Origin of the sequence: Bacillus sp. ISL-57, assembly GCF_018613135.1 — a bacterium.
In the GTDB taxonomy this organism is placed as follows: domain Bacteria; phylum Bacillota; class Bacilli; order Bacillales; family DSM-1321; genus Peribacillus; species Peribacillus frigoritolerans.
The window spans coordinates 271,407-295,811 of sequence record NZ_JAGGQV010000012.1 but is presented as its reverse complement, the minus strand read 5'-3'; the positions used below and the strand labels follow the sequence as shown (position 1 = coordinate 295,811).

Annotated in this window: 19 protein-coding genes and 2 pseudogenes; 7 read left to right on the top strand and 14 right to left on the bottom strand. The window is 42.2% G+C overall.

The features are described from left to right. Positions 1–146: 146 nt before the first annotated feature. From J7I90_RS18065 to katA, 3 genes and pseudogenes are all read right to left on the bottom strand, one after another. Positions 147–680, bottom strand: a pseudogene (locus tag J7I90_RS18065) (M14 family zinc carboxypeptidase); the annotation flags it as partial. Next, on the bottom strand, positions 659–1,033 hold the full coding sequence (locus J7I90_RS18060) for a glycosyltransferase family 2 protein (RefSeq protein ID WP_214773141.1): 375 nt from the start codon (positions 1,031–1,033) through the stop codon (positions 659–661). The gene J7I90_RS18060 and the pseudogene J7I90_RS18065, both read right to left, overlap by 22 nt. A 197-nt stretch (positions 1,034–1,230) precedes the next feature. After that, positions 1,231–2,685, bottom strand: coding sequence for a catalase KatA (gene katA, locus J7I90_RS18055; protein WP_034310374.1), 1,455 nt, complete (start codon positions 2,683–2,685; stop codon positions 1,231–1,233). Between the two features lie 622 nt (positions 2,686–3,307). Between katA and J7I90_RS18050 the strand changes: the two genes are divergently transcribed. The 5 genes from J7I90_RS18050 to J7I90_RS18030 all read left to right on the top strand — a co-directional run bounded on the left by J7I90_RS18050 (position 3,308) and on the right by J7I90_RS18030 (position 8,034). Beyond that, a complete protein-coding gene (locus tag J7I90_RS18050) occupies positions 3,308–4,198 on the top strand; it encodes a TetR/AcrR family transcriptional regulator (protein WP_134782527.1) in 891 nt (296 codons plus the stop codon). Between the two features lie 128 nt (positions 4,199–4,326). Beyond that, positions 4,327–4,503, top strand: coding sequence for a hypothetical protein (locus J7I90_RS18045; protein WP_214773140.1), 177 nt, complete (start codon positions 4,327–4,329; stop codon positions 4,501–4,503). Positions 4,504–4,641: 138 nt separating this feature from the next. Next, entirely contained in the window at positions 4,642–4,989 is a 348-nt protein-coding gene (locus J7I90_RS18040) for a phage holin family protein (RefSeq protein WP_214773139.1), read from the top strand. 201 nt (positions 4,990–5,190) lie between these two features. Further along, positions 5,191–6,348 (top strand): endonuclease, encoded by a 1,158-nt coding sequence (locus J7I90_RS18035; RefSeq protein ID WP_214773138.1) that lies wholly within the window; start codon positions 5,191–5,193, stop codon positions 6,346–6,348. Between the two features lie 318 nt (positions 6,349–6,666). Beyond that, a complete protein-coding gene (locus J7I90_RS18030; protein WP_214773137.1) occupies positions 6,667–8,034 on the top strand; it encodes an amino acid permease in 1,368 nt (455 codons plus the stop codon). Positions 8,035–8,080: 46 nt separating this feature from the next. Here J7I90_RS18030 and J7I90_RS18025 read toward each other — a convergent pair whose 3' ends face one another. Continuing rightward, positions 8,081–8,944, bottom strand: a complete 864-nt coding sequence (locus J7I90_RS18025) for a DUF4349 domain-containing protein (RefSeq protein WP_214773136.1) — start codon at positions 8,942–8,944, stop codon at positions 8,081–8,083. 71 nt (positions 8,945–9,015) lie between these two features. Between J7I90_RS18025 and J7I90_RS18020 the strand changes: the two are divergent. Further along, positions 9,016–9,369, top strand: a pseudogene (locus tag J7I90_RS18020) (TspO/MBR family protein). 66 nt (positions 9,370–9,435) lie between these two features. Here J7I90_RS18020 and J7I90_RS18015 read toward each other — a convergent pair. The 6 genes from J7I90_RS18015 to J7I90_RS17990 form a co-directional block, all read right to left on the bottom strand. Further along, positions 9,436–9,615 (bottom strand): hypothetical protein, encoded by a 180-nt coding sequence (locus J7I90_RS18015; protein ID WP_214773135.1) that lies wholly within the window; start codon positions 9,613–9,615, stop codon positions 9,436–9,438. Between the two features lie 35 nt (positions 9,616–9,650). Next, complete coding sequence (locus tag J7I90_RS18010; protein WP_251025355.1) at positions 9,651–13,469, bottom strand: bifunctional 2',3'-cyclic-nucleotide 2'-phosphodiesterase/3'-nucleotidase; 3,819 nt, start codon at positions 13,467–13,469, stop codon at positions 9,651–9,653. 329 nt (positions 13,470–13,798) lie between these two features. Continuing rightward, entirely contained in the window at positions 13,799–15,385 is a 1,587-nt protein-coding gene (locus J7I90_RS18005; protein WP_214773134.1) for an OPT/YSL family transporter, read from the bottom strand. A gap of 12 nt (positions 15,386–15,397) precedes the next feature. Next, positions 15,398–16,162, bottom strand: a complete 765-nt coding sequence (locus tag J7I90_RS18000; RefSeq protein WP_214773133.1) for an IclR family transcriptional regulator — start codon at positions 16,160–16,162, stop codon at positions 15,398–15,400. 16 nt (positions 16,163–16,178) lie between these two features. Further along, positions 16,179–17,903 carry a hydantoinase B/oxoprolinase family protein gene (locus J7I90_RS17995; protein ID WP_396020445.1) on the bottom strand — a complete coding sequence of 575 codons (1,725 nt, stop codon included), beginning with the start codon at positions 17,901–17,903 and terminating at the stop codon, positions 16,179–16,181. A gap of 2 nt (positions 17,904–17,905) precedes the next feature. Further along, positions 17,906–19,951: a hydantoinase/oxoprolinase family protein gene (locus J7I90_RS17990; protein ID WP_214773131.1), complete on the bottom strand. Its 2,046-nt coding sequence runs from the start codon at positions 19,949–19,951 to the stop codon at positions 17,906–17,908. A 331-nt stretch (positions 19,952–20,282) separates the two neighbouring features. Between J7I90_RS17990 and J7I90_RS17985 the strand changes: the two genes are divergently transcribed. Next, entirely contained in the window at positions 20,283–20,432 is a 150-nt protein-coding gene (locus tag J7I90_RS17985; protein WP_214773130.1) for a hypothetical protein, read from the top strand. On the opposite strand, the gene J7I90_RS17980 is transcribed toward J7I90_RS17985, so the two are convergent. The 4 genes from J7I90_RS17980 to J7I90_RS17965 all read right to left on the bottom strand — a co-directional run bounded on the left by J7I90_RS17980 (position 20,406) and on the right by J7I90_RS17965 (position 24,256). Further along, on the bottom strand, positions 20,406–21,626 hold the full coding sequence (locus tag J7I90_RS17980) for an aminotransferase class V-fold PLP-dependent enzyme (protein WP_214773129.1): 1,221 nt from the start codon (positions 21,624–21,626) through the stop codon (positions 20,406–20,408). The two genes, J7I90_RS17985 and J7I90_RS17980, sit on opposite strands and share 27 nt — an antisense overlap. A gap of 16 nt (positions 21,627–21,642) precedes the next feature. Then, on the bottom strand, positions 21,643–22,728 hold the full coding sequence (locus J7I90_RS17975) for a M24 family metallopeptidase (RefSeq protein WP_214773128.1): 1,086 nt from the start codon (positions 22,726–22,728) through the stop codon (positions 21,643–21,645). A 211-nt stretch (positions 22,729–22,939) separates the two neighbouring features. Continuing rightward, positions 22,940–23,398: a DinB family protein gene (locus J7I90_RS17970; RefSeq protein WP_214773127.1), complete on the bottom strand. Its 459-nt coding sequence runs from the start codon at positions 23,396–23,398 to the stop codon at positions 22,940–22,942. Between the two features lie 39 nt (positions 23,399–23,437). Next, positions 23,438–24,256, bottom strand: a complete 819-nt coding sequence (locus J7I90_RS17965) for a GNAT family N-acetyltransferase (RefSeq protein WP_214773126.1) — start codon at positions 24,254–24,256, stop codon at positions 23,438–23,440. Between the last annotated feature and the right edge of the window lie 149 nt (positions 24,257–24,405).

The window sequence follows — 24,405 nt, the reverse complement described above, 5'->3', positions numbered from 1 at the left end:
AAGCGAGTTAATCATGCAATCGATAAGTAAAGCATAACTTTACTTATTTTTTGCAGCAGCCCTCATCGTTTCAAGTCTAATAGTTTATAAGACTAAAAAGCTCTACCCCATGGAAACGGAGTTGAGCTTTTTCATTTGGTCAGATTTCACATATATAACCCTGCCAAGAAAATCCCAAGCGACTTCTGATAAATCTCATCGAACTGTGATATGGGGAGGGGATTCGTTCCTTTGCCCAGCTCCACGGTAAATCCCGGCCTGCGCCAATCCTGAATGAACCAATCCTTATACCCTGCATAACTATTGGCGGATTTAACAGGCTCATATCCACTGACCCTCGCAAACTCATTGACTATCGTTTCCGACTCGGGTGGTTCCAAACCTTCAAACCCCCAAAAAATCACCTCTCCTTGGGTGTGAAACGCAAGGACTTTGCCAAAATCACGTTTTTTTGTCAACTCTGACATTGCAATAGCCTCTGGCTGTGTAAGCGGCCCTTCCCCTGGATAATTAGCCGGACCTGGCTCCGTTACATTATTACGGGCTTGTTCCAGTTCCCATTCGGCGGGAAATTGATCATTCAGATCCACCCCATTAATATTGGCTTTCCAGCCAGAGAAGTCTTCGCTGCCATTATTCCATTCGATGAGCCGTCCTCTCAATGACTCATCTGCAGGAGGTCTGAATCGATTAGAAATAAATAATCATATTGTTCTTTAATCGCGTGTTCGATTATCATATTTTTGAAATCCGCGACCTTCCATACCAGATTTTCATTCCAGTAATGGGTAGTGCCATTACACACATAAACATCGCTTTGATTGGATGCCAGTAATTTGACATTGTTCTGCTCCTGACTGAAATCTTCGAGCATCTTGCTTGATCGCTCATCTTCATTGTCATCAATGAAGAAATAGGCAAGTTCCTTCCCCGCCGCATCCAACCGTTTGAGTGAAAGCAGGAACTTTTGTAAAATATGTGGTTTTGGGTAAATTGGACTGCCCACTAACACCCGAACCTTTTTACTCGTCATTAATACCACCCTTTACCATTAATCTTAACTGGCCCCCAATTAATCTGACTGCAAAACTTTCCCTGAAGACATTTATAACTATATATTCTTACCGAACTTGTCGGATGTCATTTAAAAACGGCGTCCTGCGTAAACAAAACAGGCATCCATTCATGAATGGATGCCTGTTGCATTTACCAGATTGGGAGTACCATATATTACACTTCTTGCGGTACTGATAAACCTAAACCTTCTGCTATGCGTGTTCCGTATTCAGGATCGGCTTTATAAAAATGACCGATTTGACGAAGCTTGATTTCCTCTAATTCCACAGGTTTCATTGCGCCCACGATCGTGTCAACAAGGCGCGTTTTCTCTTCGGCACTCAATAGACGGTATAAGTCACCTGCTTGAGTGTAGTGATCATCACTATTATGACCAACTTGTGCAGCTTTCCCTGTCACCTCGAAAGGAGTGACTTTATTTTCCGTTGATTCGGCAGGGCCGCCAAAACTATTCGGCTCATAATAAACCGATCCCTTGCCATTGTCATCTGCACGCATGAAGCCATCACGCTGATAGTTGTTCGCTTCCACTTTCGGACGGTTAACCGGAAGCTGGTTATGGTTCGAGCCCACACGGTAACGGTGTGCATCTCCGTATGCGAATAGACGCCCTTGAAGCATCTTGTCCGGGGAAGCCTCAATTCCCGGTACGAATGTTCCCGGTGAGAATGTAGCTTGCTCTACTTCTGCAAAGTAGTTTTCAGGATTTCTGTTCAATTCCATACGGCCAAGCTCAATCAGCGGATAATCTTTTTGAGACCATACCTTCGTCACATCGAATGGATCGAAACGGTATGTATCCGCATCTTCCAGAGGCATGATTTGAACATATAATTTCCATGCAGGGAAGTCCCCTTTTTCAATGGCATTGAAAAGATCTTCCGTATGGTAATCAGGGTTTTCCCCTGCTAGTTTTGCAGCAAGATCCACATCGAGGTTTTTGATGCCCTGTTCTGTTTTGAAGTGGTATTTCACCCAGACGCCTTTTCCTTCTGCATTCACCCATTTAAATGTGTGGCTACCGAAGCCATGTGTATGACGAAGTGTAGCAGGAATGCCCCGATCGGACATCAGGATCGTCACTTGGTGCAGAGATTCCGGTGAATGTGACCAGAAATCCCAAACAGCCGTAGGGTTTTTCAAATGTGTTTTAGGATCTCTCTTTTGTGTATGGATGAAGTCGGGGAATTTAATCGCATCGCGAATAAAGAATACTGGCGTATTATTACCGACGATATCGTAGTTTCCTTCTTCGGTGTAGAATTTAACGGCAAATCCACGCGGGTCACGGACTGTATCTGCAGAACCCAATTCACCTGCAACCGTGGAGAAACGGATAAATAGATCCGTCTTCTTGCCCACACCATTGAAAAGTTTAGCTTTCGTGTACTGAGAAAGGTCGTTCGTTACTTCGAAAGTGCCGTATGCACCGGCACCCTTCGCATGAACCACACGTTCAGGGACACGTTCACGGTTGAAGTGGGCTAGCTTTTCCAATAAGTGTACATCTTGAATGAGCACAGGGCCGCGTTCGCCGGCAGTGATAGAGTTTTGATTGTCTCCAACTGGGGCTCCCCAGCTTGTAGTAAGGTTTTTCTTATTCGACATAATTGAACCACCTTTTCATTATTATTTATGTATATAATGATAAAGCTTCTCAGAAAAAAATCAATACTTATTTATAATAATTTTAATATAATAATCAATTCATTATTAACTCACTGATGATATACACCAAACAAATCCATAATATGGATAGTGCAAAAGGTATAAACGTTGGGGTAACAGTCTATCCACATAACCCCATTCCTAATAATGGTATACGACCCTTATAGGCGATTTTCCTTCATGACGAGTGATTTTATCATTTCTCCTACCAATGGGATAGCAATCGAGAATGGTTAACGAATAATCATAGATACTTTGAACTACTTCACCTCTTTCCTTCTATTCATCTTATAACAAACCAAATTGTTCTCCTGTGACTTTGTTCACTTCCTCAGCCTTTATTTACAGAATGAGAATAACCGGATGCATGCATGGAAACTGAATTTTTCATTGCTTTTTGTGAATCCTATCTTTCAGCAGAACCCTTCCTGAATCAGCTGAAACAAAAGGCCATCCCCCTTATTTTGCTATAGAATTTGTAAACATACCGGTTTGTGTTCATATAGAAAATAAGATACTATTACGTTAAAATGACCGTCCAATAAGAGTAAGGGTGATATATATGAATGAGCGCAAACAACTGGTAGTTAAATATGCGCACCAATTATTTATTGAAAAGGGTTACCAAGCAACTTCCATTCAGGATATTTTAGATTATAGCGGCATTTCAAAAGGAACATTTTACAACTATTTTTCTTCTAAAAGCGAGTTGCTTAAGGCAGTCTTCTTAACTTCGCAAGAGAAATTCGAAAAAGAGCGGAATGAATTGCTGATTGGGCAAAACCTTGCAGATATTGAAATATTCATCAAACAATCAGAATTACAAATGCACTCAAACAAAAACAACAAAATCTTTTTCTTATATGAAGAAGTAATGATTTCAAATGATAACGAACTTAAGAACTTCATAACACATGCTAAATTCCAGCATATCCATTGGTTATCAAAACGGTTTCTGGATATTTTCGGTGCTGATAAAAAACCTTATATTTTGGACTGTGCCATTCTTTACTCGGGAATGATGCATCAAACGATTCATTTTAATGCCTTGGCTAAAGAGCCCGAGTTCAACCCTACTGAAATTATCCGTTATTGTGTCGATAGGATTAAATCGATTTTCGAAGATGTCAGCAAGTCAAATGCACAGCTTTTGGAACCCGATCTCATCAAGCAATGGCTGCCTGAGTGCTTCCATAACCAGCAGGATTTTCATACAGCACTCCTGCACTCTGCAAATGACCTAAAAAAGATGATCTTGAGGCTTTGCCAAGATGATGAAGCGGAACGGGTTAAAAACTTAAAATTGATTCACTTTATCCAAGAGGAACTATTACAAAACGTTGAACCGCGAACCTTTCTTATTGAAAGTGCCCTGCTTTCCTTAAACACCAATCCCAAATTAAAAAACACTTTGGAATTAAGTGAATTCGAAAAGATCATTGCCAACAACTAAAGAGAACCTCATGAATCCCATTTTGTAGACAAATGGGGCTCTTTCGGCGGAAAGGGAGCGGATTTCTGAAATCGACTGGACCTTTTAAATAAAAAGCCTGTAGCCGAACCGTGTTTTTAAAACAAGACTTGCTTACCTTCATGGTTTACTTTTATATTGATGAAACCTATATTGGATTGAAGAAATTTGCGACACTCCTGCCGAATAACTGGCTAGCCGAGACCCCACAGGCGCATGCGCCGAGGAGGCTTGGCAGACGGTCGGCGGAAAGGGAGCGGATTTTTGAAATCGACTGGACCTTTTAAATGAAAAGCGTCTATTCCATTCTGGGGGAATGCATATCGTATCCTCTTTTTTTTGTGACAATTCTGCAAACATATAACTGAAATTCATCAAATTTTAGTATAATGACTTGTAGAAAGTGACTTCAGGAGGAGTTTTTCATGAACATAATCATGCGTTTTCTTATCAACGGGCTTGTATTGCTCGTTATTGACTGGCTTCTCGACTCCATCACGATCAAATCTTACGGAACTGCCTTGCTGGCGGTTTTTATATTATCGATCATGAACTTGCTGGTTAGACCCATCCTCCAACTTATCACATTGCCGATCACCATCCTGACGTTCGGGTTGTTTTCTTTCATTATCAATGCCTTCACATTCCAAATCACTTCCTATGTTGTCAGTGGCTTTGTAATAGATTCTTTTTGGGGGGCTTTAATCGGATCATTTTTATTGAGTTTCATTCAAAGTCTTCTTATAAAACAGAGTAAAAAAAACCGTCAGTAGCATGCTGACGGTTTTTTCGTGTCATTTCCATGACAGCCTTCGATATTTCCCGGGCTATTTCACTAAATTCCGCTAAGTATCACTAGCTGTTTTCACTCATTTTTGACAATCCAGAAGGAAAAAGCGGCTAATATCCATAACTTTACATATACATGCCAATTTCTCTGGAAATGGGTATGAATCGAATTATGGAGGAATCACATGTTCACAAAACATGAACCAAGATTTGCCCTGTCCATTTTACTCGTGCTCGCTTTCTTTATTCCCGCTCTTTTCATTACTCCATCACTAGCCGCGGCTGGCGATGGCAGCTTGTCATCTCCTTACTCCGTTTCCCAAGCCATTGCGAATCAAGACAGCACGATTAAAGCGGTCAATGGATATGTGGTGGGACAGCCCACGTCAGCCAATACCGTCATTACGAGCGGCTATCCGAATGATTATGCCATAGCACTGGCAGACAGCTCATCGGAAACAAACATTGCCAATATGGTTTATGTTCAGGTTCCATCCTCCTTCCGCTCAGAATTTGGGTTAAAAACAAATCCTGCATTAAAAGGAAAAAAAGTCACCGTCACCGGTACTCTGAGTGCCTATTTCACCCATCCTGGCTTAAAAGATGTATCTGCCATGTCTTCAGGGAATGATTCACCGGAACCGGAGACACCGGGGGTTGGCTCATACTATGATTCAGCCAGCGGAAAATCAGGGGCGTCATTAAAGAAAGCCCTCCATGAAATCATCGATGACCATACGGAAATATCATATTCAAATGTCTGGGAAGCTTTACGGATAACCGATGAGGACCCAAATAACGCCAATAATGTCATTCTACTTTATACAGGGCGTTCCCAAGGAAAAACGCTGAACGGATCAGGTGTTAATGATTGGAATCGTGAGCATGTATGGGCAAAATCACATGGTGATTTTGGTACCTCTTTAGGACCCGGCACCGACCTGCATCACCTTCGGCCTGCTGATGTCTCCGTCAACAGTACAAGAAACAACCTGGACTTTGATAATGGAGGTTCTGAACATTCCGAAGCGACAGGAAATTACTATGATTCTGATTCGTGGGAACCTCGCGATAGCGTCAAAGGTGATGTCGCCCGGATGCTGTTTTATATGGCGGTTCGTTACGAAGGTGATGCAGGGGAAGTCAATTTGGAGCTGAATAATCAAGTGAACAATGGTACCGCCCCTTATCATGGTAAATTGGCTGTCTTACTGGAGTGGAATGAACAGGATCCTGTAGATGCCTTCGAGCCTAACCGAAATGAGATCATTTATAATCAATATCAGCATAATCGCAACCCTTTCATTGATCATCCTGAATGGGCCTCCGCCATCTGGCAATGATGAAACGATTCAAGCTGTCCCTTATCTTCGGGACAGCCTTTTTTCACTTTCAAATGTCTAAATTTTTAGAAAAATCACATAATTATTTTTTGTTTGTATAGCATTATAATTAGTTTTAGAGATTATATTACGATGAAAAATCTTTGGAACACTTTCTTAGTAAGCGTTTTCATATTTTTCTTTACATTCTAACTATTAAAATATATTATTTAATTGTAATATTATGTGAAAAATCAATAAATAATATGTATTCACCTCTACTAGTGATAAAATGCTAGATAGAGAAAATTAAACTCCAACATAGAAAAGGGGAAAATTATGCAAAACTCCAAAGAATCTCAACTACATAGAGGTTTGGAAGAAAGACATATCGCATTAATGTCTCTTGGCGCAGCCATTGGAGTCGGTTTATTTCTCGGCTCGGCATCTGCCATTAAATTAGCCGGTCCAGCCATCATCATTTCTTATGCCATTGGCGGACTTATGATCTATCTTATCATGCGTGCTCTGGGTGAAATGGCAATAAAAAATCCAGTCGCAGGCTCCTTCAGCCGTTACGCAAGCGAATTTGTCGGTCCTCTTGCCGGATATATAACCGGATGGAATTACTGGTTCGTTTGGATCGCCACCTGTATGGCTGAAATTACGGCAGTCGGAATCTACATGCAATTTTGGTTCCCTGATACTCCGCAATGGGCTTGGGCATTAGCCGCACTTGCCATCATGACAACAATTAACTTTCTTGCTGTAAAGGCTTACGGCGAATTGGAGTTTTGGTTCGCCCTTATTAAAATCGTAACGATCATCCTGATGATTGTCCTTGGCTTCGGAATGATCATCTTTGGTTTGGGGAATGGCGGAATCGCGGTCGGTTTCGGCAACCTTGTTGAAAATGGCGGATTTTTCCCTAATGGGATTTCTGGGGTCATCCTCTCGTTCCAAATGGTCATGTTCGCCTATTTGGGAATTGAAATGCTCGGTGTAACCGCAGGTGAAGTTAAAAACCCTGAAAAATCTTTAAAAAGAGCCATCGATACCGTTTTTTATCGGATTTTACTTTTTTACGTTTTAGCTCTGACGGTCATTTTATCCATCACTCCATGGGATGAAATGAATGGAGAAAACAGCCCATTCGTTATGATGTTTGATAAAATCGGTATACCAGGCGCAGCAGGAATCATTCAGTTTGTCGTACTGACAGCAGCCCTTTCATCTTGTAACAGCGGGATCTTCAGTACGGGAAGAATGTTATTCAACCTGGCACAGCAAGGTGAATCACCAAAAAGTTTCGAACGTACAACAAAGTCAGGCGTTCCTGGCGTGGCCATTATCGTTTCGGCTATCGTACTACTTTTCGGCGTTTACCTTAACTACATGGAAGCCGATAAAGTTTTCACTTACGTCACAAGTGTCGCTACATTCGGCGCCCTCTGGACATGGGGAACGATACTTGTCACACAGATTATGTCTAGACGAAAAATGAGTCAGGGAGAAAAACAAGGCTTATCTTACAAGATGCCTCTTTTCCCATTCACTTCTTATTTCACTTTAGCCTTTTTAGTATTCGTAATGATCGTACTCGGTTTTTCAGCAGATACAAGAATCGCTCTAATCGTTGGTCCGATTTGGATCTTACTGTTGGTAGTCCTGTATTATGTGACCGGCTTGCATAAACGGAAAAGATAAATGCCAGAGGGTGCCCAATCTAATTGGCACCCTCTATTTCATTCCTTCACCTTTTGCCCCTTCTTTTGATCACCCAATGGACCACCGCACCAGTTCCGCCTAAAATAATGAGGAGCGGCAAGTTTCCGATTATAAAAACAATGATTCCTGAACCCGCTTTAAGTAATAGATTCGCACTCGTTGCAAGTTGTTTCTTCGTCCTCTCCCATGTATTCAATTCCTTATTATCAATGCCCGGCACAACTATCCTGTCCTGTGATAACGTGATGGTGACCGTCGAATATGAGGTCTGGTTCTCAAGATACTTCATTTGCCCGGTCAGCTGCTCTATTTCTTCTTGCACCACGGCAAGGTCGGATGATATTTTCAGCAAATCTTCCGTCTTCTCAGCATCCTTCATGAATGCAAGTAACCTTTCCTCCACTGCCCTCTTTGACTTCAACCTTGCTTTTAAATCCACATATTGCTCCGTTACATCCTGACCTGTCACATTCCTTCCGACCACTTCTGAAGCCTCACCCTCGCTATCGGTTAGAAAATCCTGAAAATGGGCTTCAGGGACCCGAACAGTGATCGTTCCTTCCACCAGTTCTTCATCTTCCCTGTATACATTGGACTCAACAACATATCCGCCATATTCAGCCGCCTTATTCTCAATCTTCATTTGTGCCTTTTCAAGGTTCTTCACTTTCAACTCAAGCTGGGCCTGATGTATGACCTTTCTTTCATCCGTCATCCCTTCCTTTTCCGCTGCTTCTTCCTGCACCTTATTCCCGGAAATGGAAGCGTCCATTTTACTTTCCGCCTTTTCATCCTGTGATTCCGATGCTGAATCATCTTTTTCGTTACTGCTGCATCCAGCAAGTAAAAGGAACAAACTGAACATGAGCATCATTGTTTTACGGTTCATCGGTATCCCCCCTTTTCTTAATAGTACCGACGTAAAGTTTGGAAGAAAGTTACACTTCTTGATTAAAGGGGATGTTTTATTTTCAGGTGCGAAGGTACAGGTATAAGAACATACAAATAATGAAGAAAGAACAGGATTGCATTGTTGCTTGGATCAGCCTTTATACGATTATGGGAATAGCGAAATATCGCATTGCATCCAAAGAAAAAGAATCGAAGTCCGCTGAACTCCTCTATGATACTCAACTAGGGTTGAATTTCTAATGGTCTTTTTTATTCTTCAAATGGGGCTTGCGCAGAACAGCCTTTATTGAAATGGCTGCACTGCTGACCTTGATTACATTGACGGCATTCGAGTTTTATAAAATAGACCGTACATCAGGTTTAGCAATGATTCCCTATATAGCACCTTGCTATTTAGATTGAACTTTTCCATTTTCAGAAACAATTAATCAGAAAAAAGAGCGCCCCTTAATTAAGGAGCGCTCCCTTTTAGAATTTCACGAGTAAAAGTCGAAAACTCACGAGTAAATGTGCATTTTTCACGAGTAAATCTGCTAAACTCACGAGTAAATGCTTAATTTTCACGATTAAACCCGCTAATCTCACGAGTAAATGCTTAATTTTCACGATTAAACCCGCTAATCTCACGAATAAATGCTCAATTTTCACGATTAAACCCGCTAATCCTCACGAGTAAACCTCAACTAATTATTGATATTCGTAATTCTGCCTTCAATTTCTGCCGTGATCTTTCCGCCTTTAAAGGTCTCTTTCACATAGTTAACGAATGCTTCCAGGTCTGCATGTCCAAACACACGCTCTTTTCCTTTCAGGACGGTATAGTTATCACCGCCGCTTGCCATGAAATCATTGACGGCCACCGTGTATGTTTCGGTATCCTTGATCGGTGTTCCGTCCGCTTTCTTCAATAAGGTGACACGTTCCGTGACAGGTTTACTGAAGTCGGCTGTATAGCTCAGTCCAGAAATTTGCAAAGTTTTCGGAGATCCTTCCACGATCCATTGCTGTTGTAGCAGCGTTTTCACTTCCGCTCCAGTCAGTTCCAGCTTAACCAATACGTTTCCGAACGGCTGGATTTTCGCTAAATCGGAAAAAGTGACTTCCCCCTTTGGAATATCTGCACGGATTCCGCCTGGATTCATGAAGGCAAAATCGGAGTTCAAATCGGCCTTCATTGAATCGGCAATTAAATTCCCAAGGCCCGTTTCCTGCGTATAGGCATTGGTTCTTAAAATTTTCTCATCCGTTGTCCCAAGCGGAGCTTTCAGCTCGGGGAACATGTCCAGGTAGTCGTTGATGAATTTCGTCGTCCCGGCATCCGGTGTGATGCCATCTTGTGTAACCGTAACAATCTCAGCTGACTTTTTGACAATATCCTTTGTGCTTGGATCGATTTCCAAATCCACATCTTCAAAAGCGGTTCCATAAGAGTAAGCTTGTACGATCAATTTATTATCGACATAGTTATTGACCTTTGCATGATTATCTCCGGCTAAGATCACATCCACTTCATCATCCACGGCATTAGCAAGATCAGCCACTTCGCCTGTGATGACCCCTTCCTTTTCAGTGCCTGGGTCATGTGAGATGATCACGATCGATTTGACGCCTTTACTTTTCAACTCACTAACCGCCTTATTTACGGCAGGTGCCTGTTCTATGAATTCCACATTCTTAATGCCATCCGGACTTACTTTTTGAGGTGTGGCATTCGTGACTACACCTATGAACCCAATATCAACACCGCCGACCTTTTTTATGACGTAAGGGTCCAAAATCGGTTTTTTCGTGTCTTTATATACGACATTGGCCACTACATATGGAAAGTTCAATTTATCGAATACCACTTCGGATGTTGGCGACTTTCCCCCATTGATCTGAGCCATCAAGGTTTCTATCCCTTTGTCGAACTCATGGTTCCCGACAGTTCCGACATCGAATTTCATATTATTCAAAAACTGAAGCGTCGGCTTATCCTGGATCAAAGAAGAAACGGGTGCACTTGCCCCAACAGCATCCCCTGCCGAAAGTAAAAGTGTATTTTCAGGGTTTTCATCTTTACGCTGCTTCAAGTGTGCGGCTAAATAATCGGCACGCCCTTGTTTGATGCCGCCAAAATCGGAGGTGGTATCAAGCTGGCCGTGAAGATCATTGATCCCGAGCAGTTGCACCTTAACGTTTTCTTTGCCCAAATTGTATTTGTAAATGCCAAAGCCTTTATCATCCTTTTTGCCTGTATAGGAAATCGGGCTGTCTTCCTTTAAATATTCCGCACCTTTTGGCGATGAGGTGAAAGTAACGTTCACCTTGCCTGAAATCGGGGCTATCGACCAATTATTATCAGCGGTTGGGTTGATCTCACCCTCTTGTGTGATGTAATCCATCAAGATCTGGCGATTTTCATCCGCAGAGTCAACCACATATTCGCTGCCCTTGACTCCCGGGAAGTTCCCTCCGCCCGAAGCACGGTAATTATTCGTCACGACGATGAAATCTTGATTCGGGTCCACTGGTTCTCCATTATATTTCAAATCTGCAATTCTGCTTGAATCCGACACTTTCACCCCTTTTTCATCATAGCGCGGAGCCTTGGTGACATCGATTTGGTAAGTGATACCGTCAATCACATCAAAATTATAGACGGCAAACTTTCCATTAAGCAGCTCCTGTTCCTCAGACTTGGCAGGATCGATCGTATTAAACTTCCCGGCAGACATCTCAAGCCACTCTTTAACCACGAACCCTTTAATCTTGATTGCCTTCAAGGTATTATCGTATAAATATAAATCACCGGCGCTGCGAATGGTCAGTCCGCCTTCCTTGATTTCCGTGAATTCCTCGACGCCATTGCGACCCGCTTTGAATGGGGCTCCTACAGAGAGGATGGGCAAGTCTTTGTATTCATGGCGGTTGCTTTGAATGTATTTTTCTACATACCATTTCTGTGCACTCGTCACGACCTGTACGGAAGGGTCGTCTTGAACAAGGGCGAAATAACTATGAATTGGAGCTGTAGTCGTTCCGATTGGCGTGTTGACATACTTGATCGTTCCTTCGTGGTCCTTCTTCACGGCCTTGACGACAGCTGCATCTTCAGACGCTTTTTTTCCTGTTATCTTGTCGTTGATTGCCCGTGTTGATGAATCGGAATTGACGACTTTCCATTTACCCTTGATATTTTGGATATCAAGATCGATGATCCCGAGATTACTGCCGCCATATCCTGCTTGAACGGCTGGTACACCATTGATGGTACCCTTTTTATTATCCACGCCTTCAAGGACTTTTCCTTGGCTATCTTTGAATAAGCTGTCTAAAGAAGCCTCATCTTGTGCCGGGAAGACTTTATGCGTGTGGGAGAACGTGATGGCATCGATGCCGGATACCTTGCTTAATGAATAGATGACATCCTCGGTATTCTTGGTATCGCCATTAAACCCGGAATGTGTGAGGGCCACGATGACATCCGCGCCTTTTTTCTTCATTTCAGGTACATATTTTTTTGCAGTCGTGACGATTTCCTTTGTCATGACCTTACCGTCTAGATTCGCTTTATCCCAATCCATGATTTGCGGAGGGGCAAATCCAATGTATCCTATTTTTACTGATTTTTCTTTTCCATTGATGTCCTTCACTTTCTTCGTGACGATTTTATAAGGAGCATATTTATTTTTATCATTCTTTGGATTATTGTCTTTATCCTTTTTATAAACATTGGCATTGACGTAAGGGAAGTTCGCATCGTTGATGGCCTCGTCCAAATAAGATAAACCATAATTGAATTCATGATTGCCGAATGTGGCCACATCATAGTCAAGCAAGTTCATCGCTTTATAAACGGGATGGACTTCACCCTTTTTCAGTGGCGCTATTTTCGCTTTGTACGTACCTAGGGGGGTTCCTTGAATAAGGTCGCCGTTATCCACTAAAACGCTATTCTTCACTTCTTTTCGTGCCTGTTTGATTAAAGATGCCGTGCGGGAAAAGCCGACGGAGTCCGATACGGCATCCTTATAATAATCATAGCTCACCAGATTGGTGTGTACATCAGTCGTTTCCATGACCCTTAGTTCAAATGGCGCATCCGAAACGGAGGCTGCCAGGCTTTTGCCGAAGTCACTCGTATGGCCGTTATAATTGGAGACAACCGATACGTTAACCCAATAACCCGATTTGTACGAGTTGAAGTACGCCGAGAACTTTTGGGCCGATTTAATATCCGCCTCAACGGCTGATTGTGAAATGACCTTCGTCCCATTCATTAATTGAAAGACAACGGTTTCATTTCCTTTGTTCCCCTTTTTCGGTGTGACCGTTACAGTCGCTTTGGTGCCTTTTGAGTAATGAACAGTAGGAGCTGAAATGATAAATGGTTCAGTCGTGGCCGGTTTCATATTAGACTCTTTGGCCAATGCCTCCCCCGGTACTGTAAATGGCGCTGTAATCAAACTCACAGCAAGAATCGGGGCGAGCATCTTCTTAACATGCATCTTGTACGACATACTTCACAACCCTTCTAGTTTTGTAAAATGCTAGAATAATATATCATGAATTTGTCGAATTATCGCCAAAATTTACCTTAATATTACGAAATTTGAATAAATGGTACTTTTTATCCATTCCCATCCCGATCACCTAGATCTATATACCTTCTATCATGTATATAAATCATCATCGAATCCTGGAGAATGTCCCCTTTTTTTTGGAGGACATAATAAAAGTAGGGAAACCACTCTCGCGGCTTCCCTACTTTATGAAGCAGTACCTGCCCTTTCAGGCATACGGCTTTCCATATGTTTTATAACAGCACTAGATAGATAGAGTTAACTGATCATTTTCCAGCTTTAAAGATGGAGTTGCAGAAACTGTATATAGCATCACCGGCGATGATACCTGCGGCCATTATCGTCATTTGTTGTTCATATTTACCGTTACTTCTTTTCATAATGATGATTCTTAAGACAATGCCTGTCAAAACGGCCCATCCTGCAATTGGGGTCAATAAAAGTAGACCAGTAGCAAATAAAATTCCCATTTGCCTTTTTGAACCACCGATCAATTGAAGAATGGCACCGGGGATAGCCCAAATCATTAATTCTCTGGCAATACCATTCGAAATTCCAGATTCAATGGTAGTTGCATACACAAGGTCAACCGGTGGAATCAGCCCTTGGGAGAAATAAGATTCAAATGACACCACTACGACAATTGCCGCTACGAAAAAACCAACTAAACCGGCATATAACTGATTCCGGCGCCCTTTTCTTTCAAACTCCATATCTTCGCCATTTCCCCGAAGGATATAACCCGTCTTCAAATCATATCCCAAATCAGCAAATGCAACACCAGTACATGCACTGAATCCGACCAATAATGCCAATGCTTCTGCCGGAAATCCGATTAATATCCCAATAATCAATGTAATGAGCGCTACAGCAAATGCAGGGAACCAACCTGCGTGCATGGCTGCAATACCAACGATCAATTCATGGGCAAATGCCGCTACCATTGTAAAAAGGACGAAGCCGATCAACATGCCAACTGACATTTGCGTGTATATTCCGCCCAAAACTGCCAGCAGGATCGATATGGCTGTATAAGCAATGAATCCATATCCAAACGCTTGTCCCAACTCTTTGGTAGGTTTAGAGAATTCCTCATCTTGCACAGCCACTTCTTTCTTTTTATTGAAAATCAAAACGATCACCTGAATGAGTGCAACAATTCCCGCCCCGATCATAAATCCATGAGGGATATACAATTCATTGATATCTATTCCGAACAGGGGAACCGAGTACCCTCTCAATAATAGCCCTATGCCGAACATCGTAAGCGCCCAAATATTCCCTATGAATGCAACACCGAACGCAGACATGGGAATTTTCAAAATTGCCCCAATTATTCCGATTCCAATTCCCGTAAGTAAATACTTTGCCCGGTTACCGCCTTCATCTCCAGCTTTAATCGCTTCAGCGGTTGCAATCCCCGGTGGCCAGGCTTGTTTTGCGGGGAATACTTTCGTGTCGAACATTTTATAAAGCAGAAGGGCATCAACAATCATGGCAAGGGTCACACCGATAAACAATGGCATAATTAAATGATGCATCCCAAGCACATAAGGAATCCCAATCGGTAACATCAAACTGCTGGCAGCTCCAAAAGTGGCAGATGAGATAGAAGTCTGCACCAGATTCTGGCTATGGATCGACTTGAACTTCAATAAAAATTTCAGGGGAATCCGAGCCAGAATCATCGCGAATACAGCACCAACGATTGAAGTATTTGCGGAAATGCCTAAAGAAGTAATTAGTTGGACACCTATCATAGCTCCAATGACAGCCATTAATACAATTACAAAAAAGATCGCAGGATTAAATATCGTCGGATGGTTTTTCTCTGTTTGATTTTTATTCACCATTTGAAATCTCCCCTAATTGTATAAATTTCCGAACTTATTGAAGTATTGCTGGATGATATCCGTTTTCTTTCTTAGGATTTCCAGAGTCTCGGCAAACCTCTCTTCCGGCATCCTGTAGGAAGGCCCGGCTATCGTCAGTGATCCAATTACTTTGCCTGAGCCATTGAATAGCGGGGTGCCTATCCCAAAGACAGCATCCGAGAACTCCCCTTTCGTAAAACTCCAGCCTTTTTCCTTGATGACGTTTAAATCTTCCAACAATTCCTGTTTGTCGGTCATCGTTTTTTCGGTAAAGACTTTCATATCTTTCTTCATTATCTTCAATTGTTCTTCCTCTGGCAGAAAGGCCATTATTGTTTTACAAGAAGCCCCGACATAGAGGGGGGTGCGTGTGCCCACCATTACATTAAATTTGATTTGCTGCTCATATTCCGCAATTTCAACAGTAACCCCGTCATCCCCATCTTTTAGCGTCAGAAAGACCGTTTCATTCACAGCGTCCGCCAATTCCTTCATGACTGGCTGGATAAATTCCGAGAGTTTCATTTTTTGTTTAATCACACTGGAAAACTCTAAAAACTTCAAACCCAACTCATAGTTTTTTGTACTATCGTTTTGAATGAGGTACCCTTTTTCTTCATATGTCTTCAGTATCCTGTGTAAGACGGTATGGTTCATCTCCATTTTACGGGCTAAATCCCTTAATCCCCATTCCGGAGTTTCCGCAGTGAAATAAGAAAGCACATCAAGTGCATTTTCCAATGTTTTTAAAGTCATGTCCCCATCCCCCTGGCTACTGGCGTAATTCTGTATAGCCGATTATGCTATTGCATTTATCATTTACTATGACCCCGAATTTATCTTTTGCTTGTTCAGCGGTGATGTAACCGTTTTTGACATCTCTTAACACAGCCTGTACATCCCTTTCAGCAGGATCTCCATATCCTCCGCCAGTGGCAGTGACCAGATGGATTGTATCTCCTTTATCCAATTTCAATCTTGACGTGACACCAAAGGGCCCGATGACCTCACCATTTTCTTTATGGACTTTTATATAGCTGGATGACCCATTTTCTCCTTTATTCATTCCCCAAGGCTGAAATTGATGTCTTCCAAAACTAACCGTCAGTTCTTGGCCATCACTTAAAGTTTTATACGAACGTATTACACCTGAACCACCGATATGCTGCCCCACTCCTTCTCCATCACATCTAAGTCCATAGTTCTCAACTCTCACTCCATACCTGGCTTCCGCGATTTCAATCGGCATATTGTATGTTTCACCGTTACCCATGCAAAATTGTCCTCTTTGACCATCTTGGCCTTCACCTGCTCCCCAGCCGCCTAAAGTCGGTTCAACAATAAGGAACGGCTCTTTCGTCTCAGGATGTTTTCCCGACAATAAAACGGAGCAGACAGATAAAAGGTGGCCGGAAGTTAAGCGGTCGGGAAGCAATGGGGCTAAAGCTTTCCAGATGAGTTCCGCACCGCCGATCCGCGCTTCGAAGTTCATCGATACGGGCGATGGCCTTGTTGCTGAAACAATTGAATGGTCATCAGTGATGATTCTCAGTGGTTTGAATAGACCTTCATTCACATTGAACTTCGGTCTGATGATTGCCAAGAACATGACCCTGACACTGGATAACAAGCCATAATAAGAGCAATTTACTGGGTTCATCACTTGTTGATGGGAGCCCCTGAAATCACAGATGAATTCGTCGTCCGTAATTGTAACTTTCACTTTTATAGGATATGGCCCTCCTTTTGAAGAATCACCCTCGATGAAATCCTGGGCTTCAAAAGTTCCTTTCGGCAGTTCCCCCAGCTCCTTCAATGAATATTTTTCAGCCTGTTCAATCAGGTTATCCATCGTGGAGGACACGGTACTTTTTCCATATTTCGTGCAAAGTTCTTTCATTCTCTTTTCACCAGTTCTAAGCGCAGCTACTTGCGCCCACATATCCCCAAGTGATAGTTGAGGCAACCTTACATTTGTAGCAATCATTTCTACAATGCCTTCATTCACTTTTCCTGCTTCAAAGAGTTTGATTCCAGGCATCTGCAATCCCTCTTGATAAATCTCGGTTGAATTATTGGTAAAGGAACCGGGATCTTTTCCTCCCACCTCTGTCCAATGCCCTTTATTGGCAGAGAACGCAATAAGCTCTCCTTCAAAATAAATCGGCATCACAAGACCCACATCCGACAAATGCGATCCCCCGCCTACATATGGATCGTTTATGATGATGATGTCACCTTCAGATAATTTATTTCCACCATCATATTTATCAAGTATGTGCTGAACCATCGGACTTAGCATACCGATAAAACTGGTGACACCATTTCCTTGGCTGATTAAGTTTCCTTTTGCATCAGTCAGGCCACACGCATAATCCAATACTTCGTAAAACATCGGACTCATCGAAGTTCTTGCTAAAGCGATGAACATCTCTTCACCGATGGACAGCAGCGAATCTTTGATTACTTCTAAAGCAAACGGGTTGGTAGTTCTCATCATTATTTCACCCCAGTTTCAATGATTAAATTTCCATAAGCATCAACAGATAATTTTTGCCCTTCCATAATGACAGTGGAAGCGGATTGTTCCTCGACAATTGCCGGACCGATCAGTTCGTGTCCTCTGGCCAATTTTGCCCGTTGGTATACAGGGGTCCGGCACCATCCGGTTTGATTGAAAAACACATTTCGTTCTTCAATTTTTGCATCCTCTACGGCTGATTCACTTTCTTCCATTTCAGAAATGACCGGTTTGTCCACTATTCCGAAACTTGTAAGGTGCAAATTAACAATTTCAATTGCACTTTCCGGTAAGTTGAACGAATATACTTGTTCATGCATTTGATGGAATTGGCTGATGATGTCCGCTATGACCTGATCATTCCATTCTCCATTCGGAACGGGAACTTTCACGGTATGCTCTTGACCGATATACCGTAAATCTGCGAATCGGCTGAATACAATCTTCCCGTCATCCACATTCTCTTTAGCAAATTGTCTTTTGGAATTTAACTCCATGTCTTCCCATTTCAGATTCATTTCCATTAAATCCAATGTATTCAGCAATTTTATATAAGTATGGATATAATCATGCCGTAAATCTGTCATCAACATGCCCCAAGCCGAGAAAACGGATGAAGCCAATGGGATGACCACTTTTTTCACTCCAAGGTCCCTTGCAAGTTCAGCCGCATGCATTGGGCCTCCGCCGCCAAATGCCAACAATGTAAAATCTTGTGGATCATATCCTTTTCTCACTGATATAAGCTTTAACGCGTTAAGCATATTGGAATTCGCAATGTCGATGATCCCGAGGGCCCCTTCTTCAGTGGATGTTTGAAATGGCTTAGCAACATTTTCATCAATTGCCGCTTTTACTCTTTCCATGTCCACTTCGTAATCGAAGTTTTTCCCTGAAAGTCTCCCAACAAACAAATTTGCATCAGTCGTAGTCGGCAGTGTCCCGCCTTGTCCGTATGCCACAGGGCCTGGTAATGAGCCTGCCGATTGAGGCCCCACTTTCAAAGAGCCAATTTCATCAATCCATGCGATGGAACCGCCGCCATTTCCAATTTCGACAATATCGACGACTGGCACTTTAATCGGATATCCAGCTGTTTTTTCCGACTTTTCAATATAATAGTTTGTGGACACTTTCACTTCACCGTCACTGATCAATGAACACTTTGCAGTTGTTCCGCCTATATCAAACGCGATGATATTCTCTTCACCGATCATTTTCCCTAAAATGGCGGCTCCGAAAATTCCAGCAACCGGCCCTGACTCAACCATGTTGATTGGGATGTTTTTTGCATTTTCGAATGTCGTGACCCCGCCATTGGATTGCATGATGTACCGGTTCTCTTGGATGTCAAACTCACTTAACTTATTAGAAAGATTGTCAATGTATGAATTGGCAGTCGGTTTAACGTATGCATTCAGCACCGTAGTATTTGTCCTTTCATACTCACGCCACTCTTTAGTGATATCGCTAGAAACGCTGACAGATACTTCAGGCCACAGATCCTCCACGATTTTAAGCGCTTTCAATTCATGCTCAGGATTAAGGTAAGAATGCAAAAAGCATATGGCAATTGCTTCAACCTGTTCTTCTTTAAAATACTCGATCGCCTTTTCAATATCTTCTTGCACTAACGAAGTAACGACCTTTCCTTTGTAATCCAACCGTTCTGTCACTTCTAGACGCAAATGCCTTTCCACAAAAGCTTCTGGTTTTTTATATTTAAAATTATATAAATCGGGACGGTTTCCCCGAGCAATTTCCAAGACATCTTTAGTTCCTTTTGTCGTAAGTAATCCTACTTTTACACCTTTTCTTTCGGTCAATGCATTGATCACGACGGTAGATCCATGAATGAACATGTCGATACCATCTACGCTGACCCCACTTTGTTTAATTACGTCAATTACTCCATTCTCAAACTGGGGCGGAGTTGTGTGTGATTTGGCATAACCAAATTTCCCATTGTCATCCACATATACTAAATCAGTGAAAGTTCCACCGATGTCTGTTGCAATCCTCATGTAATCTTCCCCCTTCTTTGGTTCTATATTAGAACCACTGGTTCTTAGCTAGAAATATATTAATTTAACAAATTAGAATTGTCAAACTATTTTTAATTCATTGCGTGAAGGCTATTAGAAATTCGCGTGTACCTTTGAAAAATGCCTACCAATCTTTCGACCTCCCTGCCCCTGTCCGTGGAAAAACTGCTGACCTAAAAAAGGACTTTATTCAGATAAGAGCGGCCTAGGGCCCGGAGATTAAGTTAGGTTGAGGAAAATTGGCAAAACAGGGGGATAAGGGTGCTAGCCTACCAATTAGTAACAAATAACGGATGATGGAGCTGATAATATGGGAAATGAGGTCTGGCACGCGGGGAGTTTTGCTGAAAAACGGGAGAACGGATTCAAGACAAATCCGGCTGCCAGACACCAAAGAATTTGGGGACATGGCAGCCGAAGATGGTTTTTCATTTTATTTACAATCAGTACGGGAGTCTAACTTCCCTTCTTCCTTTTGCAAAGATTTAATGTGCGAAACGGTCAGATCTATTTCCTCTTCCGTGTTAAAATAGTGAGGGGACAGCCTTGCCATTTTATCAATACCATATTGTTGAAGCAGTGTATTCGCCATGAAGGTGCCCGATTCAATAATGACCTTTTTCTCTTCTAAATACGCTGTTATTCTATCCGGATGAAGCCCCTTTACATTAAATGGAATGATACCCAGCCGATTTTTGATATCCTGAGGTCCGTAGATGGAGATTCCCTCGATAGTGGATAATTGATTAACTGCATACTCTGTCAATGCTGCCACTTTTTTAAATATATTTTCCTGACCTACATTTTGAGCATAATCAATAGCTGCACCCAGCCCGAGTATGGAAGGAACGATCGGGCATCCTGCCTCCACTCTTTTGGCAGTTGATGAATAGTGATAATCATTGGTTTCAAAATCCCAACTGGTTCCTCCCCAGCCCACTAAAGTAGGTTCAATGGAATCCACCATTGATTCTCTAATATACAATATCCCTGATCCTTCGGGACCCCGCAGCCATTTCCGTCCACAGGCTGTCAGAAAGTCACAATCAAGCTCTTTGACATCAATAGGAACCAATCCTAGAGTTTGAGATGCATTGATAAGGGTTAGCACATCATTTTCTTTAGCGAGTTTACATATTTGTTCTACTTCCTGTAGAGCTCCGGAAGCATTAGGCAAATGGGAAACGGTTATAAGCTTGGTCCGTTTTGTAATTTGCTTTGCTATTAATTTCACATCAATAACACCTGATTCATCCGTCTTGATAATCCTTAAGCTGACCTTTCTTGTATCCCTTAATTTCAGCCAAGGCGTATAGTTACTATGAAATTCAATGTCAGCGAGTATTATTTCATCGCCTTCTTCCCACGGAAGTCCATTAGCAATAAAATTAATCCCTTCCGTCCCATTTTTCACAAAAGCTATTTCCGTTGCCTTAGCTCCAATAAAACTCCCTGCCTTCACTCTTGTTTCATCTATCTTTTGATAAACGTCCTTTCTAAATGCAGGCAAGTATGGACCTAAACTAGCTGTCTTTTGCAAATAATCCATGATCGCATTAACTACTTGACGAGGCGGGGCAGATGCTGCAGCTGTATTAATATATATATAATTCCCATGAAAAGGATTATCCTTTTGAATTTGTTCGATATCCATACTCAACATCCCCTCTCTATACAGTGATAAGATCTTTTTGAAGCGACATCAAATTGATAAAGCCATCTTCCGTCATGATAATATTATCCTCTATCCGCACTCCACCTTTACCAGGCACATAAATCCCTGGTTCAACCGTAAAAGCCATTCCGGGCTGCAACCTTAGATCACTATTCTTCATGATATATGGCTCCTCATGGGAATTCAGTCCCAATCCATGTCCAGTACGATGGGTAAAATATTCTCCATAACCTTTGCTTTGTATAACGGCGCGTGCAACTTCATCCACTTCATGTGCCGTCACACCCGGTTTAATAATGTCAATGGCCGCTTGCTGTGCTTCTTTGACAGTTTCATAGATTTCCTTTAATTCACGGGAAACGTCACCTACCGCCACCGTACGACAAATATCCCCTACATACCCGTTTATCATGGAACCGAAATCAATCACAACAAGTTCCCCTGATTCAATTTTCTTGCCACCGGCACGTCCATGCGGACTGGCTCCTCTATATCCAGAGGCCACGACTGTGCCAAACGGTGTTCCTTCAGAGCCTCTTTTTCTCATTTCATACTCCAGCTGAGCTGCAACTTCCACTTCTGTCACGCCAGGCTTAATATATGGGATTGCAGCTTCGAAACTTTCTTCAAGTATTTTAACAGCCTGTTGCATCAGTTCAATTTCTTGTTTATCTTTAAAAACTCTCATAGTATCAATTACTTCACTTATATCTTCAGCTGCCGCTGATAAGGTCTCTGCTCCTTTTAGCTCCATGATTCTCATCAGGTTGTATTCGACCCCGATTTTCGTAAGGGCACCCGCTGCATTTTTCAAATCAGCTAAAGCCTCGCTTGGCCCCTGTTCATCCGTATACCAAAACACATTTCCAGCCGTTATTTCCTTGACTTTACTCAACTCCACCTGTGGTGAAACAAAAAACATCTTTGATTCCTTCGTAATTACAGCAAGTGTCAGCCGTTCACTTTGTTTAAGCTTCAGTCCGGTAAAATAATACATATTCGATCCTGGTACAAGAACAGCCGCATCTATATTATTTTCCTTTAATAATCGAGTAAGTTTTCTCCTCCGTTGTTCAAACATTAGAATAATGCCCCCTATATTTTTTGATTTTTCAATGTTTTCATTCTATAGCATGTCAACTCTTAGTCAAATTTTATTTTGTCGATCGGCTAAATTTCACCCCTGCTTCTCCTTCCTACAAAATCCTCTTTTTTTAAAAAAATCTGCCGAATTCCTTGCAAAATAAAAAACTGGCAAAGTAAGTTGCTTTACCAGTTTTAAAAGTTAAAACCTATATATCCCGATCTATTAAACTGGCGGATACCGGTTCGATGCCCATCTCCCTCGACCAGATGGACAGCTGGCCTATATGGTGAATTTCGTGAGCTATGAGATGGCGCAGTATCCTGCCTTTTTCATATGTCCCCTCCATCCAGGATGGCTGAACCATTCCACACTCTTCTTCAATTGCATGCGAGTTCAAATAGTCCATGACCTCTGAGTGATATTGGTTAGATAAATCTTCCACTTTTCCGATCGTATCATAAGTGTCCAAATCGATCGCGACATCAGGCCTCCCTTGCATGGCCCTGATCCAGCTGGATTCGACATCGATAATATGGGCAAGTGTCCGCAATATATTGCCCATCCCTCCCGTACGCTGCCGTTCCAGCTCCTCATTCGGTAAGGATCGGCACCACTTGAACCATTCCCTTCTCACCTGCCAGTTATAATTGAATAATGTCAACATCCATCCCATCCCCCTAACACTCTTTGTCGTCATATCCCTTCAGCCTTTGTATTGATAATAATCCTGTCTTTGAATCGTTTTGAAGCCACAAGATTCATAGAGTCTTAACGCATGCTCATTAGTCGCCTCGACCTCGAGAAAAATATCATATCCCAGCTGGCATTGTTCGGCTACGACCTTTTTCAACGCCTTTCTTCCAAGTCCTTTTCCCTGGTATTTTGGCAAAATGGAAAATCCATAAATCCAAGCTTCCCGTCCTGAGTGATCAACACGGATCTTGCCGACTGCGCGGCCGCCCTTTTCAATCATCATGGTTTTCAGAGTATCCTCATGTAGGATGCGCTGATAATAATCCTTCGCCTCTCGTTTCGTAAATCGGAAACATTGAATATCCAGCTGAATTTCCGTTTCCTCATCATCTCTCCGTGAAGGGCGAACGACTGCATCATCATAATCATCAAGCTCCGTTTCGGACCACTTCATTTGAAACTCTGAGAAAACAAACTCACATGGGAGCTGTTTCAAAAACTCTGTCCCTGAATGGGATTGAGCAGGTGAGTTCAAGAGAATCACCTTATAGTTGCGCTCCACAGCACTCTTTATCGCCTCTTCCAGCAGCTTAGTAAAAATGCCTTGCCTCCGGTAGTCGGGGTGCACCATCCCGCACATCTCCGCTTTGTTTCCAAAATCGTAAAGACCAAGAAAGCCAACAAGCTTCAATCCATCATAGTGGAGAAAATCATTCTTATGAACACCATTTCGATTGCGAAGCGTTTCCCAATTCAGTTTTAACGTAAAACCTTCCCGTTCACATTCTTGCTGCAGGATCCGAATATCTTCCAGCTGTTCATTTTTCAAATTTGCCACCCCTTTTCCATATTATCAGTTTATTACCAAAAAATAAGAAAAGCAGCACCCATTTACTTGGGTGCCGCACACTATTCAGAAGTTTATTGATGAATGTTGTTTTTTTAAAAGTATTTTCACTTTAATCCATAAAACTAAAA